Origin of the sequence: Nocardioides aurantiacus (genome assembly GCF_003752505.1) — a bacterium.
Classification (GTDB): Bacteria; Actinomycetota; Actinomycetes; order Propionibacteriales; family Nocardioidaceae; genus Marmoricola; species Marmoricola aurantiacus.
Map to the genome: position 1 here is coordinate 2,399,287 of NZ_RKHO01000001.1, position 17,744 is coordinate 2,417,030.

Sequence of the window (17,744 nt, forward strand, 5' to 3'; positions counted from 1 at the left end):
CGCACGCCCGCCCCTCCGGGCGGTATTACCGGCTCAGCAGCCGAGGAGTCGCTCCCCCAGCCAGGTGCGCAGCCCCTCGAGGCTGATCCGCTCCTGCGACATCGCGTCGCGCTCGCGCACCGTGGCCGCGCCGTCCTCGAGGGTGTCGAAGTCGACGGTGACGCAGTACGGCGTGCCGATCTCGTCCTGACGGCGGTAGCGACGGCCGATCGCGCCGGCGTCGTCGAACTCGACGTTCCACAGGGTGCGCAGCTCGGTGGCCAGCGCGCGCGCCTTGGGGGTGAGGGCCTCGTTGCGGCTCAGCGGCAGCACGGCCACCTTGACCGGGGCCAGGCGCGGGTCGAGCTTGAGCACGGTGCGCTTGTCCACGCCGCCCTTGGTGTTGGGCGCCTCGTCCTCGGTGAAGGCGTCGACCAGGAAGGTCATCAGGCTGCGCGAGAGGCCCGCCGCGGGCTCGATGACGTAGGGCAGGTAGCGCTCGCCGGCGGCCTGGTCGAAGTAGGACAGGTCGGTGCCCGAGTGCTCGGAGTGGGTCTTGAGGTCGAAGTCGGTGCGGTTGGCGATCCCCTCGAGCTCGCCCCACTCCGACCCGGCGAAGTTGAAGCGGTACTCGATGTCGACGGTGCGCTTGGAGTAGTGCGAGAGCTTCTCCTGCGCGTGCTCGTAGTGGCGCAGGTTGTCCGGGTCGATGCCGAGGTCGACGTACCAGCGGGTGCGCTCGTCGATCCAGTACTGGTGCCACTCCTCGTCCTCGCCGGGCTTGACGAAGAACTCCATCTCCATCTGCTCGAACTCACGGGTGCGGAAGATGAAGTTGCCGGGCGTGATCTCGTTGCGGAAGCTCTTGCCGATCTGGGCGATGCCGAAGGGCGGCTTGCGGCGCGAGCTGGTCACGACGTTGGCGAAGTTGAGGAAGATGCCCTGCGCGGTCTCCGGGCGCAGGTAGTGCAGGCCGCTCTCGTCCTCGATGACGCCGAGGTAGGTCTTGAGCAGGCCGGAGAACTGCCGCGGCTCGGTCCAGGCGCCGCGCGTGCCGCAGTTGGGGCACGCGAGGTCGGCGAGCGAGACCTGGTCGGGGTCGACCTCGGCGCCGCTCTTCTTGGCCGCCTTCTCGGCCGCCTCCTCCTGGAGGTGGTCGGCACGGAACCGCTTGTGGCACGACTGGCACTCGGTGAGCGGGTCGCTGAAGGTCGCGACGTGGCCCGAGGCCTCCCAGGTCTCCCGCGGCAGGATCACGCTGGAGTCGAGGCCGACGACGTCCTCACGGGCCTGGACGACCTGGCGCCACCACTGCCGCTTGATGTTGTCCTTGAGCTCGACGCCGAGCGGGCCGTAGTCCCACGCGGACCTGGTGCCGCCGTAGATCTCGCCGCAGGGGTAGACGAACCCCCGGCGCTTGGCGAGCGAGACGACGTGGTCGACGGTCGTGGGGGGCGGCTTGGCCACGGGTGGGACTCCTGGGTCAGGAAGCGGGCCCGGTCGCTGGCTGCGATGGGCGAAGGGTCCACCCTAACGACGCGCGGCGGCGTGCTCAGCCCAGGTCTCGGGGCCGCCACTCGTTGAGCTCGCCGTCCAGTGCCTCGTAGGCCGAGGGCTCGTCGACGGCACGGCTCAGCAGCGGCACGGCACCGACCTTCACGTCGTACGTCGACAACGCCCGGCGGTAGCTCCCGACGTCGCGCCACCGCGTCACCATCGCCCACAGCGTCGGGTCGTCGACGTTGCGACCGAGGTCGCCCGAGACGTAGCCGCGCTGCTGCGCGAGCACCGCGTGGGCGGCCTCGAGGTCGGCACGGAACGCGGCGTCGTCCTCGTCCACCCGGAACCTGTTCACGACCAGCACGTGCCGCAGCGTACGTCGGTCCGCGACGTCGGCGGCCGAGCCCGTCGCGGGGCCTCGGTTTGACAATGATTCTCATTGGAACTGAGAATCATTGTCATGCGCTCGATCCCCACCGCCCTGACCGGCACGCTCCTCGCCGCCTCCGCCCTGAGCGGCTGCGCCGCCTTCTCCGACGACGGCGCCGGCGCGAGCGGCGGTGACGGACTGCAGGTGGTCGCCGCGTTCTACCCCCTCCAGTACGTCGCCCAGCGCGTCGCCGGCGACCGCGCCGAGGTCGACAACCTCACCAAGCCGGGCGGGGAGCCGCACGACCTGGAGATCCCGCCCTCGGAGACGGCGAGGATCGTCGACGCCGACCTGCTCGTCGTGGAGTCCGGCTTCCAGCCGGCCGTGGACGACTCGGTCGGGCAGAACGCCACCGGCGAGGTCGTCGACGCCGCCGACGTGGTCGAGCTGCTGCCCGCGGGCGAGGAGCACGCCGGCGAGAGCGCCGAGGAGCACGCCGAGCACGCCGAGCACGAGGGCGAGGAGGGCCACTCCGAGGAGGAGGAGGAGGAGGGCCACGACCACGGCGACGTGGACCCCCACTTCTGGCAGGACCCCGCGCGGATGGCGCGGCTCGCCGACGCGGTGGCCGAGAAGCTGGCCGAGGTCGACCCCGACCACGCCGACGAGTACGCCGCCAACGCCGGGCGGCTGCGCGACGAGCTGACCGACCTCGACACGGCGTACGACGAGGGGCTGTCCGACTGCGAGCGCGACACCGTGGTGGTCTCCCACGACGCGTTCGGCTACCTGGAGAAGTACGGTCTGACGATGGAGCCCATCGCCGGCCTGTCCCCCGGCGCCGAGCCGACCCCGGCCGACCTCGCCCGCCTGCAGGACCTCATCGGCAGCGACGGCATCACGACCGTGTTCTCGGAGCGGCTGGTCAGCCCCCGGCTGAGCGAGTCGCTGGCCCGTGACGCCGGTGTCGCCACCGCCGTGCTCGACCCGGTCGAGGGCCTGTCCGACCAGACCGCCGACGACGACTACCTCTCGCTGATGCGGTCCAACCTCGCCGCGCTGCAGAAGGCCAACGGGTGCCGGTGAGCACCTCCCCCACCACCACGGACGACCCCGAGCTGCCGGTGCGGCTCGAGGGCGGGGCGGTCGCCATCGGCGGCCGCCCGGTCCTGCGTCACATCGACCTCACCGTCCGCACCGGCGACTTCGTCGCCCTGATGGGCGCCAACGGCTCGGGCAAGTCGACCCTCGTGCGCGCCCTGACCGGGCTGCTGCCGCTCACCACCGGGCGGCTGCGGGTCTTCGGCCACGCCCCCGAGGAGCTGGCCGACCGGCAGCGCATCGGCTTCGTCCCCCAGCGCAGCGGCGCCGGGAGCGGCGTACCCGCCTCGGTGTGGGAGGTCGTCGCCGCCGGGCGGCTCACCCACCGGCGGCTGCTGCGCCCGCTCTCCCGCGCCGACCGCGACGCCATCCACGACGCCCTCGAGGTCGTCGGCCTGGCGGACCGGGCGCGCGAGAGCATCTCGCAGCTCTCCGGCGGCCAGCAGCAGCGCGTCCTCATCGCGCGGGCGCTGGCCGGGCAGCCCGACCTGTTCTTCCTCGACGAGCCGACCGCGGGGGTCGACCTGCCCAACCAGGTCGCGCTCGCCGCGGCGCTGGGCCGGCTGAAGGACCGCGGCGCCACCATCGTGCTGGTCGCCCACGAGCTCGGCCCGCTGGCGCCGCTGGTGACGCGGGCCGTGGTGATGCGCGACGGTCGGGTGGCCTACGACGGGGCGCCGCTCGGCGACCACGAGGTGCACGACGCCACCTTCGGCGAGCCGCACGCGCACCACCACCACGTCCACGCCGCCCACGAGCACCCGCCCGGCGCCCCCGGGCAGCGCGGGCGCCACGACCACGCCCCCCACGTCGCGGGCCCGCTGGAGCGTGGCTGATGGACCTGTTCTCCTACGCCTTCATGCAGCGGGCGCTGATCGCCGCGCTGTTCACCGGCCTCGCCGCCCCCGCGATCGGCACCTACCTGGTGCAGCGCCGGATGGCGCTGATGGGCGACGGGATCGGCCACGTCGCGGTCACCGGCGTGGCGCTCGGCCTGCTCACCGGCACCTCGCCGACCTGGACCGCGGTCGCCGTCGCGATCCTGGGCGCCGTCGCGATCGAGCTGGTCCGCGAGCTGGGCCACACCAACGGCGACGTGGCGCTCGCCCTGCTGTTCTACGGCGGCCTCGCCGGCGGCGTGCTGATCTCGGGGCTGGGTGGCAACAGCACGGCCCGGCTCCAGGAGTACCTCTTCGGGGCGATCACCACGATCGCAGTCGCCGACATCCTGGTCACGATGGTGCTCGCGGCCGTCGTGGTGCTGTGCGCGATCGGACTGGCCCCGCAGCTGTTCGCGATCGCCCACGACCAGGAGTTCGCCCGGGTGGCCGGGCTGCGCGTCCGCGCGTACAACCTGCTCGTCGCGGTGCTCGCGGCCGTCACTGTCACCGTCGCGATGCGCACCGTCGGGCTGCTGCTCGTGGCGGCGCTGATGGTGGTGCCGGTCGCGACGGCCCAGCAGCTGAGCCGCACCTTCCGCACCACGCTGGCCGCCGCCATGGTGCTGGGCGCCGCCGCCTCGGTCGGCGGGCTCACCGTCTCGGCCCTGCTCTCGAGCACCGCCACCGTCGCCCCGGGACCGGCGATCGTGCTGCTCTCGCTGGCCGGGTTCGTGGCCACCTGGCCCGTGGGTGCCTGGCTGCGGCACCGGGCCCGGCTGCGGGCGCCGTTCGTGGAGCTCGACCCCGCCACGCACGAGGAGACCGACCCCCACCCGCACGACCACGGACCCGCCTGCGGGCACGTCGCCGTCGAGCACGGCGACCACGTCGACTACGTGCACGACGGCCACCGCCACGCCGCCCACGGACGCCACTATGACGAGCACTGAGTCGACGCTGGGCCGGCCGACCCGGCAGCGGCGGGCGATCATGACGGCCCTGGAGAGCGGCGCGGAGTTCCGCACCGCCCAGGAGATCCACGCCCAGCTCGACGCCGCGGGGGCGCAGGTCGGCCTCTCGACGGTCTACCGGACGCTGCAGTCGCTGGCCGACGCGGGAGAGGTCGACTCGTTGCGCACCGAGGCCGGCGAGAGCAGCTACCGCCGGTGCAGCGACTCGCACCACCACCACCTGGTGTGCCGGTCCTGCGGCACCGCGGTCGAGATCGAGGGGCCGGCCGTGGAGCGGTGGACCCGCGCGGTCGCCGAGGAGTCGCGGTTCCGCGACGTCAGCCACACCCTGGAGATCTTCGGCACCTGCGCCGACTGCTGACCCGTGCTCGGTCCGCCCGCCTAGGGTCGGACGCATGCGACCCCGCGCCCGGCTGCTGCTCGCTGCCGGGCTGCTGGCCGCGACCGGGTGCGGTGGCCCCGACGTCGACGACCCCGGCTACCGGCGGCAGGTCCAGGACGCCGCCGACGCGGCCCGCGCCGAGGTCGACGACCTGGCCGCGCAGGTCGGCTCGGGAGCCCGCCCGTCGCGCGACGAGCTCCTCACCTGCGAGCGGGGCGGCGAGGAGGGGCGACAGGTCGCCTACAGCGTCCGCGTCGAGGTGGGTGACGCCGCCCGGGCCGTCGCCGGGAACCCGCTGCGCGACCGCTACACCAGCCGCGGGTGGGCGGTGACCTACCGCGGCACGAGCACCGTGCTGTTCCAGAAGGCCGGCACCCAGCTGGTCCTGATCCTCGACGCCGGCACCGGCACCGCCTCGGTGGGCGGCACCGGAGGGTGCGTCACCTGACGACCAGCCCGGCGCGGCGTACCCTGGACCCACCCCCTGGAGGTGGCCATGGCCGAGCCCGTCGTCGCACCGTCGCCGACCGTCGCGTCGCCGAGCAAGTACGCCCGGCTCCCCGACCCGATCGCCCCCGAGGACATGGTCGCGACCCAGGACCCGGGGCCGCTGCCCTACCAGCGTGGCGAGTTCGACACCGACGTCGAGTGGCTGCTGCGCACCGTCGGCCTCGGCTGAGCCCGCTCCGCCCGAGGCTCAGTCCTCGACCTGCGTGACGCGGTAGCGCCGGTCCAGCTCGACGGTGACGTCGTCGTCGTTGCCGCGCTCGACCTCGACCTCGTAGGCGTGGTCCTCGTCGCGGTCGGCGTACGTCGCCTCGGTGACCCGGCCGCCGCCGACCTCGGCCAGCGCGGCCCGGGTGGCCTGGCGGCGTACGTCGCCCCGCAGCGGGGTGTCGTCGTCGACCCGCCCGGAGCCGGCCCGCGGGCCGGAGTCGTCACCGGACTCGTCGCTGGAGTCGTCGGTGGAGTCCTCGCTGGAGTCGTCGCCGGGGCTGGGGCTGGGCGTGGTCGACGGGTCCCCGCCGGCCGGTGCGAGGTCCTCGTCGAGCCCGGCCTGGTCGAGGACCTCGTAGGAGTCGTCGAGCTCGACGTCCACGTCCTGGCCCTCCTCGGTCTCCACCTCCACCTCGAAGGCGTAGCGGTCGTCCTCGTCCCCGACGCTGACGTCGGTCACGCGCCCCGACCCGACCGCGGCCAGCGCGGCGTCCTCGGCCTCGCGGCGCTCGTCGTCCGAGGGAGCGGGGTCGCCGCCGCAGCCGGTGAGGACCAGGGCGGCGAGGGCGGCGGCAGCGGTCGCGCGGAGGGTCGTCGTCATGGCGACGATGCTGGCGAGCAGCGGTGAGCCGTTCGTGAGGACCCGATGAGAGGGCTCTCATCCACCGGGACGCCGTGCTGGTCGTCGGTCGGGCGCGGACGTGCGAGACGCCCCGGGCCGGTGGCCGCGGGGCGTCTCCTCGAGAGGGCTGTGGTGATGGTGGGGTGTTCGTTGATTCAAGAACGGCCAGGCCAGCGCCCCGAAACTGCTAACGCGATCTAGGACTTGCACCCCTGCTCTGCAGAATCAGCACCCGTTGCCCCGAGGGTGAGACGGTGGTTGGCCTGCCGGCCGTCCAGTGACGGAACGTTACTTCCTCCAAGCACATTGTTCGCGCCCGGCCATGTGAAGGTCGGAGACGTCGGGCCAACGTCGCTGTCGTGAGAAGGTCCCGACGTTCGAGAAAACCCTTCTCGCGGGGGGCACAAAGTCGGCGTCTTCCTTCTAGGCGACACACTGCGACCATCAAACACCTCTGGCGGAAACACTCGCGGCCAGATCCTCTTGAGTGTCCGGAGACGATGAAGTGATGGACGCGCCGTCAGATCCCTCGTACCGCGAGGTCGCGCGACACGTGCGCAAGTTCCCGCCAGAGCCACTGCTGCGCGAGATCGCCCGGATGGCTGCTGCCGAGACTCATCGTCGGCTCGTAGAGCGCGAAGGCATGAGAGCACCGGAGACGCCGTTCACGTTCGCCGGACTGGCTCGTACGGTGCTCGCGGAGACCCGCTCCGGGGTCTGGCCGGACGGTTCGGCCACCCAAGCGAGGAGAATACGAGCACGCGTCCGCCGCAGCGGAGTGAGCTCGGCGCAGGTTCGGGTGCTTTGCGACGAGATGATTCGTATGTGGACGCCGGCAGTTCTCGCTGCCGGCGAGAAGGACGTCAGCGTGCTGATGGCCTCGATCGCATTCGAGCAGTTCGGCGCCCAGTGGTCGTCCTTCGAGAACCTCAGCCGGGCGTACAGCCTATTCGTCGACGCGCGGGCGAAGCACCCGACTCTTCCAGCCCCAGCAGACTGGGCTGCCGAGCTGGGCGTGGACCTCGACGGGTTCATGCGCACGGGGTTTGCCTTGCACGTCGCCATGCTCCAGAACGAGGGGCAGGTCTCGCGCGAAGTGCTGAAGGGAGATAACGTCCGGCCGATCTGGGCAACCATGAGCCCGGACGACCTCTTCGCCGTCATCGACCGGCACTTCGTCAAGGACTTCGCTGACCACGGTCGCATTTGCCGTGCAGCCCAGCGGGACGGATGGGAGAAGTGGTCGTTCAACTCGCTCAGCGCGGCCCCCCTGATCAACTTCGGTGATGACCTCGTCGGTCCGGCGCCCCATCTGGTGCTTGACAAGGTCAGTTCGACCGGGCTGTGGTACGTAGGGCAGAACGCGTGGGGGTCGACTTTCACCACAGCCTTGGGTGGCGCATTCGAGGACTACGTGGGACGCAACCTTCAACTCTTGCAACACGCGACCGCGATTCCGGAGATCACGTACAAGACCGGGGCCGGGGATGGCCAGAGTTGCGACTGGATCGTGATCACCAACGAGGTGGTGTTGCTAGTTGAGGTCAAGTGCGCCCGGCCGCTGTACGGGATCCGTCTAGGTGATCCCGAGGCGTTGAAGGACCTCAAATCCAAGGTGGAGCGCGCGGTTGGTCAGCTCGAGACCACCGCTGCGCTAGTTCGGGCCGGTCACCCCAGCTTTTCGGCTGTGCCGACGGACCGGCCGCTCCTAGGTTTGGTCGTAACCCTGGAGCCGTACTACCTGCGCGAGACGTTCCGCGACGAGATGCTCAACAGCGATGTATTGCCGGTCTCAATAGCGTGGTCGCACGAGTTAGAGAACGCCTGTGCGCAGTTGAGCTCGGAGGCGGACATCGGTGCGCAACTTCTTGAGAGCCTTACGCCTACGAAGAACCCGCTCGTCGCGACCGGCTCCCTGGGCAACATTGCATACAAAGGTCTAGGAAAGCGAAATCCCATCGTTGACAGCAGCTGGAATGCGTGGGCGACCTGGCCAGGTATCACGTAGGCCAAGCCTGTCGTAGCGCTGGGCCCGGTTGCAGTACGAATGACCGGTAACGTGCCGGGTCGCGCTGACCGGATCCTGTGGAACAAGGCGCGTCCACGACGGATCTGAACACCACGCCGTCCAACGTCTCGGAGATGTCGCCCGTGGACATTCTGGTCGCAGAGCCCTTGGTGGGCGCTCCTACCCATGCAGGACACAGGCGCGGCCCGACGAAGAAGGCCAAGTAAGTGAATGCGGAACCTAGCCAAAGTGTCTTCGGCGGCGCACGACAGCAGCGTCTCGAGGTTTTACCCGGCTGGCAAATGGACTCCTGGCGGCAGCTAGACGGCCACCCTGAGACGAACCCGCGAACCGACCTTTCGCGGTTGCCCAGCCGATACCGTGGCCGAGGCTCACGCCAGATTCGACGGGGAGAAGCTGATGGCCGAACCGCAAGAAGTGCCGTACTGGACGCTGTCCTCAGGCGGCGACGGGGACGACGCTCTCGTACAGCGTCTCCAAGGCACCGCCGCTGAGCTGAACCACGACCGGCTCCAGCGACTCCGAGTCGCGCTCGCCGCCATGTCGGACAACCCGCCGGTCCTGATGGAGCGGTATGCGCTCGCACTTCCCGATGTCCCCCAGGGGGGCCGGCTGGTCGCCGCCGGGTCCCCGCTGGCCAAGCAGCTCGGCGACATCATTGGCACCACCCGCCAGGTCGCGCCCGTCGAGGCCGCCGCTGGCAGCACCGAGGTGCTGTACCGGATGGTCGTACCGGAACGGCTCGCCAGCCAGCTCGCACAGGGAACTGCGAAACAGATGGTCGCCAAGGACGGCGGGGTCTACTCAGCCGTCCGTGGCGCCAAGAGCATTGTCGGGAACACCCGGTTCGTACCGGTCTCCGGTGGCGCCGGCACGGCAGGGGCCGCCGGCGCCGGCGGCGCGGCCGCCGCAGCCGGTCTCGGCTCAGCGGGCGCGGTCGGAGCGGTCGTTGCCGCAGCGCCAGTCGTCCTGCTTCTGGCCGCGACGGCCGGCAGCATCTACGCAGAGGAGCAGCGCCGCAGGACCCTGGAACGAGTCGAGGACATCCTGAACACGCTGAAGGCGGACGCGCTCGACGAGGAGCGCGACGAGCTCAACGGCGCCGTCGCAGCGATCACGAAAGCGACCGCGCTCCTCGCTGACGAAGGCCGGCTCGGGCTGTCGCTCGGGCTGGACTCCGCGGTCAACCGCATCGACACCGCCGTCTCGCGTGCCGAGCGTCGCGTCGGCGACTGGGAACGGGCGGTCGCCGGGTTCGCCGGCTCCGCGACCCCAGACGAGCTGAGGGCGGAGTTCCCGGGCCTGGGAGCCGCCGGCGGCGAGTTCGAGGCAAAGCTGCGGATGGCGAGCTTCGCGATCGCGATGAAGCGCCGGGTCGCGATCCTGCAGGCCGCCGAGCACACGCAGGCCGACGCGAGCCTGTCGCTGTCGCGGTTCAACGACGCGCTCGCCGAGGACACCGCAGACCTCGCCCAGCTCGAGCAACGGATGGTCCACCTGCTGACCGACCTCGCGCACCTGAAGATCGAGGCACCGGCGCGACGACAGCACAAGGTCGGATACCGGCCCGGTGAGGTACGAGAACTCCTGAGATGGACGCCGTATCTGCGCGCGTTCGCCGACCGCGAGACGCCCGCGTCGCTCGGCCGCCGCGACTTTGAGCTCTGCTTTGTCGCGAACGACAACGGATCCATCCGGGTCCTCGAACCGGTGCCAGCCGGATAGAGGACCACGTGGCATGGGCCGCGGACGCCGACATCCTGGCGTTCGGGTCACGTGTGCGAGGGCTTGGTGCGCGCGCCGGGCAACGTCACCCGCAAGCGGGTGCGCCGAGCACCGTTCCCACGGTCTCAGCGACGCAACGGAGCTGCACCTGCTGCAGCTCGAGGTCGACCAGGTTTTGGCCGACGAGTTCCCTGCCGCCTTAGAGACCCACATCTCTTGGCGAGCCCCGCTCGCGGAGAACCAGTTCGGGCCGACACGCTCGTGGCCGGATCGACTTGCGCGTGCGATGACGATGGAGCCATGGACGCGCCGTCAGATCCCTCGTATCGCGAGATCGCGCGGCACGTGCGCAAGTTTCCGCCAGAGCCGACGTTGGTCCCCGGAGCGGGGGTGTCTCCCCATTTCAGGGGAGGCCGCACGCGGCCCGGGGTTCGGGGCATGGTGCTTGTTCAGGACCGCTGGTAGGGGCGCTGGGCCCGCGCGACGTCGTCGTAGCAGGTGTCTCCGGCAATGTCGCTCGGCACCCGGTACTGCGCGAGCACGGCGCAGTTCCACAGATCCTGGGTGGCCTGGATCTCCGTCCACCCTCCGTCGACCATCGCCCACATTGCGACGTAACCGCCGTCGCAGTCGTTGACCGCGCCGACCGCATACCCGTCGGTGCGCAACGACTGGACGCCCACCCCGACCAAGCCCTGGTCACAGGCGGCGCCCTGGCTGAGTCGTTCGGCGGTGCGGCCGATGAACTCCTTGAAGGAGTCAGGCGCGCCGGCCAGGTTGTTCGCGTCGGCCCTTGTACGGACCTGCGCGCGGCCGGACCCGTCACCGTCGTAGGAGATGAGCCTCGGCTCCGCCGGCGGAGTCAGGTCGTCCGGTGCGCGAGACGTCGTGGGGAGGTTCGGCTCCTGGCTGGCCCTCGGCGCCGTCGCCCGTGGCGGCTCATCGCGGTCGGGGGTGGCGAACGTGACGCTCACGAGGAGGAGCACTACTGCGGCAGCGACGAGGAAGGGCGCGAATCGATCGCCTCGCCCGAGGTGGACAGCGCGCAAGCGCCGTCGCCCAGAGGAGGTCGCCTCCAGACTGGGGAGCGGGGGGACGACGAGGTTGCTGGCCACTTCGTCCAGCTCGCCGACGAGGGTGCGCTCGAGGTCAGAGTGCATCAGCTTTCCTCCTGCCCGAGAGCGGTTCGCAGATTCTGTAGCGCGCGGTGGGCGGTGGACTTCACGTTGCCGCGGGAGCAGTCAAGGACGTCGGCAATTTCTGCCTCGCTGAGCTGTTCGTAATAGCGCAGCACGATGACGGCTCGCTGCCGCGGCGGCAGCAGGCGTACCTGTGGCCACAGCGACATCCGCTCTTCGGGACCCGCAGTGAGCGGTGAGGCCGGTTCGGGCGCGTCGTCGCCGATGAGCAATTCCAGCCTTCGCCTTTTGGGGCGCTTGGCGGACAGGAACGTGTTCATCAAGATGCGCCTGACGTAGGCGGCCGGGACGTCGGACCGACTCACCCGTGACCAGGCGCCGTGGACCTTGATGAGGGTCTGCTGGGCGAGATCCTCGGCGTCTGCGTGATTTCCAGCAAGGAGGAAGGCGCGACGGTACAGCGATGGCCACTCTGTGGCCGCGTAGTCGTCGAACGTCATCGCGTCGGCATCGGCGAACGTCGGCACCGGCACCACCTCCTACCTCTACAGGCGCCCGATCTGGTCAGCAGGTTGCGTCGGGCGGCACACTGTTCCAGGCCTGTGGACGGAGCCGGTGAGCGATACCGGAGCCGCTCGCACTTGTGAAGCGTGTCTGCGGGCCTGAGGATCACCCCGGCAGACAGGACGTCATCAGGCTTGCCGCGCTAGGTCTCGTCTGGGCGACCGCAGACTCGGTCGACCTGCGGGTCGCCGCAGGTGCCGAGGTGAGTTCGGCCCGGCCGCAGCAGTACTCGGTCTCCCCGAGCCGCGAAAGTGACGGCCTAGAGGGCCGGACTGGGTCGCTTGGTGGCGTCAGTGTCCTGCGGTGTGCGTCAGCCGGGGCGAGCCGAGCACGGGGGCGGGCCGACGAAGTCCGGCGGTCACCGCTCCCGTCGAGACGTACCCCGAAAAGGTGCGATATCCGCGCCGGACCGGAGCAACCATCCGAACTCCCGTGGCGTGTAGCAAGTGTGGAGATCATGCCGAAGGAGCGCTCGCTGGCGGTGCCCGTGAGCTGCGCGATCCATCCCGGGGATCCCGAGCGACCCTGCAGAAAGCCTCGCTCCTTCTCACCGGGGACCCGCACAGCGCAGGACATGACGCAGAACCACCCTGGCCAAGCGCTTCCAGGCGGGGGTGCCGGAGCGAGCAGCACGGGCGTGTCGACAACCACACCGGGCGAGTGGCGGTCGCCGAGCACCGCTGCGGCGCGTGTCGCGCTCGGCAGCGGCCCGACTCGCGCTCCGACGTAGTCCGAACGCAGACCCCGCCGCCCGACAGCAGGGCAAGCGGACGCTGACCCGACGAACTCTCGCCTCACAATCCGAACTCACGAGCACTCATTCACATGATGGAGCCAACTGATGTCCTGCCGGTCCTCACGCACACGACTGTTGATCCTCGGAGTCACCGCGGCCTTCGCCGCGGTCTCAGCCTGCAGCGCGCCCAGGACCGCCTCCTCCGGCCCCGAGCGTCCGACCTCACAGGTCAGCGCGTCCTCGAACGCCAAGATCGTCAGCAACATCCCTCGCGGTGCCACGAACGTGGACGTCGACCGCAAGCTGAGGCTGCGAGTCGAGGCGGGCACGTTCGAGGCAGTCGAAGTCACCGGCCCCGAGGGCTCGAGCATCGAGGGGCGTCTCTCACCGGACAAGACACGTTGGGCCGCCAGATCCCCGTTGCGGGCGAACTCGCGTTACCGGATCACCAGCACGGCCACGGACACCGAGAGCCGGGAGGGCACCTTCGAGTCGGTCTTCCGGACACGCGAGCTGACCCTGGATGAGCAGACCTACCCCAGCTTCGCGCTCGCCGACGGGCAGACCGTCGGGGTCGGCATGCCGGTCGTCATCCGATTCGACATCCCCGTCACCGATCAGGCATCGATCGAGCGGCACCTGAAGGTGACCAGCCGTCCAGCGCAGGCCGGTGCCTTCCGCTGGGTCAGCGGTCAGGAGGTGCACTGGCGGCCGAAGGCGTACTGGCGCCCGGGCACCGACGTGACAGTGGAGGCTGACATCGGCGGGGTGCCGGCCGGCAGCGGCATCTACGGGCAGAAGGATCGAAGGATGACCTTCCAGGTCGGAGATGCGATGGTCAGTGAGGTCGACATGACCACCCACCAGATGCAGGTGTTCCGCAACGGCAAGCTGGTCAGGACGATCCCGATCACGACCGGGGAGCAGCCAAAGTTCACCACGAGGTCCGGCATCAAGGTCATCAGCGAGAAGTACCGGAGCAAGCGAATGAACTCCGCGACAGTGGGCATCGATCCCGACAGCGCCGACGGCTATGACCTCGACGACGTCGAGTACGCCATGCGGCTGACGAACAGCGGTGAGTTCGTGCATGCAGCTCCGTGGTCAGTCGGCTCCCAGGGCAGCGCCAACGTCAGCCACGGCTGCACCGGCATGAGCACCGCCAACGCCGAGTGGCTGTACAACAACACCAACGTGGGCGACGTCATCGAATACGTCGGGACGGACAAGCCCATGGACCTCACCAACGGCTTCGGGGACTGGAACACCTCGTTCCGCGACTATCGGGCAGGCTCGGCGCTCAGCTGACCTCGCGGCGGGTCGATGCCGCTGTCTGGCATCCGAGGCACACGGTGGGCCTGGCCGGCCCCAGCGGTCGGCGTGCTGGGGATGTCAGTGTGGGAGCCGGGTCCAGGTCGCGCCGAGGTCGGTGCTGACGCGTGTGTGGTTGCGCTCGGGGTGGATGGCGTAGATGCGACCGTCCTCGAACTCGTACTCCCAGCCGCCCTCCGTGCCTGGTGCCGGCAGCCGTGTCCAGGTGCTGGTGGTGACGTCGACCAGCAACGTGCCATTGGCGGCCGACTCGCCGGTCGGCACCAGGGCGACGGTCGTGTCGTCGAGGGTGCGCACGGCCGGCTCCCACCACCGATCCCGGCCGGAGTCAGCGTCGCCAGGGACGTCGGTGGGCAAGAACTTCCAGGCGGCGTCGGAGGGTGCGTCGGTGCGACGCACCAAGAGCCCGTCGAGGGTCGCGTGCTCGAGGTCGGAGCCTTCGGTAGTGAGGGCTGTGACGACGTGGTCGCCGACGGCGGTCAGGCTCAGGGAGGGGACGTAGGTCCGGGGTGTGGTCGTGTGCCCGGCGATGGGCTCCCACCTGCTGCCGCCGGCAGAGCGCTGGAACTGGATCTCGCCGTCGGCGTAGCCGAGCTGGCGTACCAAGCTGCCGTCGTCGGTCACGGTCCACCCTTGCCAGTCCCCGGCAGCTGGGGTGGGGGTGAACATGATCCGGTCCTCGGGCCGGTACAGGCGGGCGGAACCGTAGATGGGGGCCAGGTCACCAGCGGCCGCGGGCCGCGACGTGGCGCCGCGGACCTGGCGGATGGTGCCGGTCGCGGTGATGTGGAACGTCGCGCGGCCGGCGGGGCCGATGAGGAGGTAGCCGTCGTCGACCGCGCGCACGAACGGGGTCGCGGCGCCTTCGAGAGTGACCTCGGACAGCCCGGTGGCCAGGTCGCGGCCGCGGTGGTCGTAGAGGCGCCACGCGCTGGCGGAACGTCCTTCGCTCGTCGGCGGGTCGACGGTGTAGGTGATCAGGTGGGTGCGGTCGGGTCCGGTGGCGGCGTCGACCGGGCGGCCGGCGTCGACGATCTCGTCGGCGCTCGCGCCGCTGTCTTCGGCGACCTCGGCCATCCGGTCCGCGTCGACCCGGTCACCGCCGGTACCGACCGTGTTGTCGCTGTCCTCGGCGCCCGTGCCGGTGCACGCCGCGAGGATCGCTGCCGTCGCGGCGACGGTAGCGACGTGCAAGACCGGTCGCAGGGTCCGGCGTCGGGACGGGTGCATGGGGTCCACTGTCCCCCTCCTTCGCGCCGATGGACACCGAGGCCGGATTGCCGCCACCTGCGCGGGCGCCGTGATCGTGCCCACTGTGGGCGGCGACGGTCAGGAACTGTTCGACGACCGACTGCGCACCCCAGCCCGACGCGCGCTGGTGGGCGATCTCGCCCGGCGGTTGACGGGTCTACAGGCGCCTCGGACGCGGCTCCGCCCCGCACTCGAGGAGGCGCGGGGCAGAGTCGGTCGGTCTACTTGGTGGTGGAGAACGAGCTAACGCACTCGCCCTGGGTGGTGAAGACCGGGGACGTGCTGGTCTTGTAGCCGCCGTTCTTGCACTGGTCCTTGCTGGTCAGCACGACGGGCTTCGCGAACGTGTAGGTGGTGCCGGCGAAGGTGATCGAGTTGATGACGCCGTCGCCCTTGACGCCGGAGCCGAGCGAGAAGCCGAACGCCTTGACGATCGCGTTGGGGAAGTTCGCGCGCCACTCGTCGAGGGTGCCGTAGTAGGGGCTGCCGTAGCCGCCGCCGGTGTGCGGGGCGGCGGCCTTGATGTCGGCGTCGGCGGCGTTGTTCAGCCACCAGGTGCCGTTGTAGACCTTCTCGCCGACGAGGATGCCGTCGTTGGTGCCGTCGGCGTCGAAGTCGACGATGAGCTGGTAGCCGGGCGGGATGGTGCCCGAGGTCGGCGTGTAGTCGAGGGTGGGCTCTCCGGTGCTCGCGAGCGGGGTGTTGGTGTCGACGTACTCGGCGACCTTGTCGGTGCTCGTGTTGCTCTCGGTGAACACGCGAAGGCCGGCGCCCTGGACCTCGTAGTGGCCGGTGGCTCGGGTGTCGGAGTACGTGGGGTTGAAGTCGTCGGGGACCAGGATGGTGCCCGATGCGGCCTGCGCGGGGCCAGCGAGGGCGAGGGTGGACACGGCTGCGCCTGCCAGGGCGGTCCCGATGCGCGTGAGGCTTCGTACGTTCATGCTGGCTCCTGTGGTGAGCGTCCCGACGCCGTACGAAGACGGCGCGGGATGACCCTCACCCCCGGGAAGTAGCGCCAGCATGGGCATTGTTTGGTCGGTCACCAAGGCCGTCGTCGACAGCTTCTAGACCGGGTTCTCATCCCTCGGGCAAGGACCGCGAGCCCTCGCCCGGAACCGGTTGCGCGTGGTAGGTCAGCGGCTGTGTGACGACACGCAGCGTCTGTTTCCCGCGCTGCCGGCGCGGAGTACGTCGGTAGATCCAACTTGTAGCGACCGGTCGTTCCGTGCCGTAGGTGAGACAAGTCGGCCGACCTGGTTGCAACCGGTACGCCGGACCAACGGGCCGACCCGGCAACACCGTGGGACGTCGCGGCGTCAGGTGCGCCGCGGACGGGCCCTGTTCCAGAGGTCGGCGTCCTCAAGATCGACCATGATCGCGTGCTCAGCCGCGCGCCTCGGCTGCGGTATGGCAGCCCGCCCAGGCGACCTCGAGAGGCCGACGACCGAAAGCGGCCCTCGCCCAGGCCGTCGCGCGCTTACTCACGCTTCCCCGGGTCAGCACCAGCCGATCCTGGAGCCAAACCGGGTCCGCGAGGGCGCGGTCCAGAAGCGCCTCACCCAACCCCGACACCGCTCCCCCGGCCACGCGCGTAGACACGCAGCCGACCGTGAACGCCTTGGCCGCGGCGTTCACCCGCCATGCCGATGGACATCAGCTGCCCTTCCGATCTCGCCGCGTACACCCCCGGGGGTTGTCGTAGCTGTCGTGGCTGCGTTCTGTAGTGGCGTCCACGTGCTCCAGTCGTGGCCGCCCAGACCAAGGCGGCCGTCCTCGACCGTCACCAAAGCGACGTCAACGTCCTGTACCGATGTGCCGTCGTCATCTGGGTCAGTGCCGGCTACCGCGTCGGTGTCTGGCCTGGGCGAGGTGGAGTCACCAGGGTGACGGCCGCAGTGCTGATCGTCGCCGGGTGCGGAGCCACCCCGGAGGGTGCTTTCGAGGCCGTCGGTGAGACAGAGGCCATGAGCTGCTTGCAGGACGGGGCTCCGGTCCTCCTGCGCTGAGCAACTTCGCCTGGCCAACGAGGTCTTCGCGGACGCCACGAACGTGTGCAGACACGGGTCGGCGAGAGACCGCCAACCGGGGTTACGACCGGCGCGAACTTGGCACACTGGCGATTACACGAAGAGCACCTGGGGGGCGCTGATGACAGCCGGTTTCCATGTCGACCTGGCCGCGCTGATGGCCACCCGTGACTACTTGGACGACATCGGTTCCGCGATCGGCGAGATCAACGTCGCCCAGGCGCTGGAGACGTGTAACGGCGTTGGCGCCGAGGCGACCACCGCCGCCGTGAAGGACGTCGCATTCTCTCTGGGCGCGGCGGTCGCCGGGTACGCCGTCGACACCGTGGCGCTGGCCAGCAAGACCGGCGCGACTATCTCGGACTACGCCGCCATCGACGACGGAGTCAGTTCGACGCTCCGCCGGCTGGCGCTGTGA

Annotated in this window: 17 protein-coding genes; 10 read left to right on the top strand and 7 right to left on the bottom strand. The window is 70.1% G+C overall.

The features are described from left to right. Positions 1-33: 33 nt before the first annotated feature. Entirely contained in the window at positions 34-1,446 is a 1,413-nt protein-coding gene (locus EDD33_RS11450) for a glycine--tRNA ligase (protein WP_123390959.1), read from the bottom strand. An 85-nt stretch (positions 1,447-1,531) separates the two neighbouring features. Beyond that, positions 1,532-1,843 carry an antibiotic biosynthesis monooxygenase family protein gene (locus EDD33_RS11455; RefSeq protein ID WP_123390961.1) on the bottom strand — a complete coding sequence of 104 codons (312 nt, stop codon included), beginning with the start codon at positions 1,841-1,843 and terminating at the stop codon, positions 1,532-1,534. Between the two features lie 96 nt (positions 1,844-1,939). Here EDD33_RS11455 and EDD33_RS11460 point away from each other — a divergent pair, with 96 nt between their 5' ends. The 6 genes from EDD33_RS11460 to EDD33_RS11485 are packed head-to-tail and all read left to right on the top strand — an operon-like array spanning position 1,940 to position 5,863. After that, positions 1,940-2,935, top strand: a complete 996-nt coding sequence (locus EDD33_RS11460; protein WP_123390963.1) for a metal ABC transporter substrate-binding protein — start codon at positions 1,940-1,942, stop codon at positions 2,933-2,935. After that, on the top strand, positions 2,932-3,786 hold the full coding sequence (locus EDD33_RS11465) for a metal ABC transporter ATP-binding protein (RefSeq protein WP_211332520.1): 855 nt from the start codon (positions 2,932-2,934) through the stop codon (positions 3,784-3,786). The genes EDD33_RS11460 and EDD33_RS11465 overlap by 4 nt, the downstream gene beginning before the upstream one ends. After that, positions 3,786-4,781 (top strand): metal ABC transporter permease, encoded by a 996-nt coding sequence (locus EDD33_RS11470; protein WP_123390966.1) that lies wholly within the window; start codon positions 3,786-3,788, stop codon positions 4,779-4,781. The genes EDD33_RS11465 and EDD33_RS11470 overlap by 1 nt, the downstream gene beginning before the upstream one ends. Next, a complete protein-coding gene (locus EDD33_RS11475) occupies positions 4,768-5,163 on the top strand; it encodes a Fur family transcriptional regulator (protein WP_123390968.1) in 396 nt (131 codons plus the stop codon). Before EDD33_RS11470 ends, EDD33_RS11475 begins: the two co-directional genes overlap by 14 nt. Positions 5,164-5,197: 34 nt before the next feature. Continuing rightward, positions 5,198-5,632: a hypothetical protein gene (locus tag EDD33_RS11480; RefSeq protein ID WP_123390969.1), complete on the top strand. Its 435-nt coding sequence runs from the start codon at positions 5,198-5,200 to the stop codon at positions 5,630-5,632. Positions 5,633-5,680: 48 nt separating this feature from the next. Then, complete coding sequence (locus tag EDD33_RS11485) at positions 5,681-5,863, top strand: hypothetical protein (RefSeq protein ID WP_123390971.1); 183 nt, start codon at positions 5,681-5,683, stop codon at positions 5,861-5,863. 18 nt (positions 5,864-5,881) lie between these two features. Here the strand turns inward: EDD33_RS11485 and EDD33_RS11490 are convergent, their stop codons facing one another. Then, positions 5,882-6,502 (bottom strand): PepSY domain-containing protein, encoded by a 621-nt coding sequence (locus tag EDD33_RS11490; protein ID WP_123390974.1) that lies wholly within the window; start codon positions 6,500-6,502, stop codon positions 5,882-5,884. A 574-nt stretch (positions 6,503-7,076) separates the two neighbouring features. Between EDD33_RS11490 and EDD33_RS11495 the strand changes: the two genes are divergently transcribed. Then, on the top strand, positions 7,077-8,531 hold the full coding sequence (locus EDD33_RS11495; RefSeq protein ID WP_148077059.1) for a hypothetical protein: 1,455 nt from the start codon (positions 7,077-7,079) through the stop codon (positions 8,529-8,531). Between the two features lie 381 nt (positions 8,532-8,912). After that, the gene (locus EDD33_RS20015; protein WP_170169793.1) at positions 8,913-10,277 is read left to right on the top strand and encodes a hypothetical protein; all 1,365 of its coding nucleotides are present in this window, start codon (positions 8,913-8,915) and stop codon (positions 10,275-10,277) included. A 449-nt stretch (positions 10,278-10,726) separates the two neighbouring features. On the opposite strand, the gene EDD33_RS11515 is transcribed toward EDD33_RS20015, so the two are convergent. Beyond that, positions 10,727-11,437 (bottom strand): hypothetical protein, encoded by a 711-nt coding sequence (locus EDD33_RS11515; protein WP_123390981.1) that lies wholly within the window; start codon positions 11,435-11,437, stop codon positions 10,727-10,729. Then, positions 11,437-11,943: a SigE family RNA polymerase sigma factor gene (locus EDD33_RS11520; RefSeq protein WP_211332521.1), complete on the bottom strand. Its 507-nt coding sequence runs from the start codon at positions 11,941-11,943 to the stop codon at positions 11,437-11,439. The genes EDD33_RS11515 and EDD33_RS11520 overlap by 1 nt, the downstream gene beginning before the upstream one ends. Positions 11,944-13,001: 1,058 nt before the next feature. Between EDD33_RS11520 and EDD33_RS11525 the strand changes: the two genes are divergently transcribed. Next, on the top strand, positions 13,002-14,024 hold the full coding sequence (locus EDD33_RS11525; protein ID WP_246003477.1) for a L,D-transpeptidase: 1,023 nt from the start codon (positions 13,002-13,004) through the stop codon (positions 14,022-14,024). 84 nt (positions 14,025-14,108) lie between these two features. On the opposite strand, the gene EDD33_RS11530 is transcribed toward EDD33_RS11525, so the two are convergent. Both EDD33_RS11530 and EDD33_RS11535 read right to left on the bottom strand, forming a co-directional pair. Continuing rightward, complete coding sequence (locus EDD33_RS11530) at positions 14,109-15,242, bottom strand: hypothetical protein (protein WP_148077060.1); 1,134 nt, start codon at positions 15,240-15,242, stop codon at positions 14,109-14,111. A 278-nt stretch (positions 15,243-15,520) separates the two neighbouring features. Further along, positions 15,521-16,189 (bottom strand): hypothetical protein, encoded by a 669-nt coding sequence (locus EDD33_RS11535; RefSeq protein ID WP_148077061.1) that lies wholly within the window; start codon positions 16,187-16,189, stop codon positions 15,521-15,523. Between the two features lie 1,258 nt (positions 16,190-17,447). Here EDD33_RS11535 and EDD33_RS11550 point away from each other — a divergent pair. Then, the gene (locus EDD33_RS11550) at positions 17,448-17,744 is read left to right on the top strand and encodes a hypothetical protein (RefSeq protein ID WP_123390992.1); all 297 of its coding nucleotides are present in this window, start codon (positions 17,448-17,450) and stop codon (positions 17,742-17,744) included.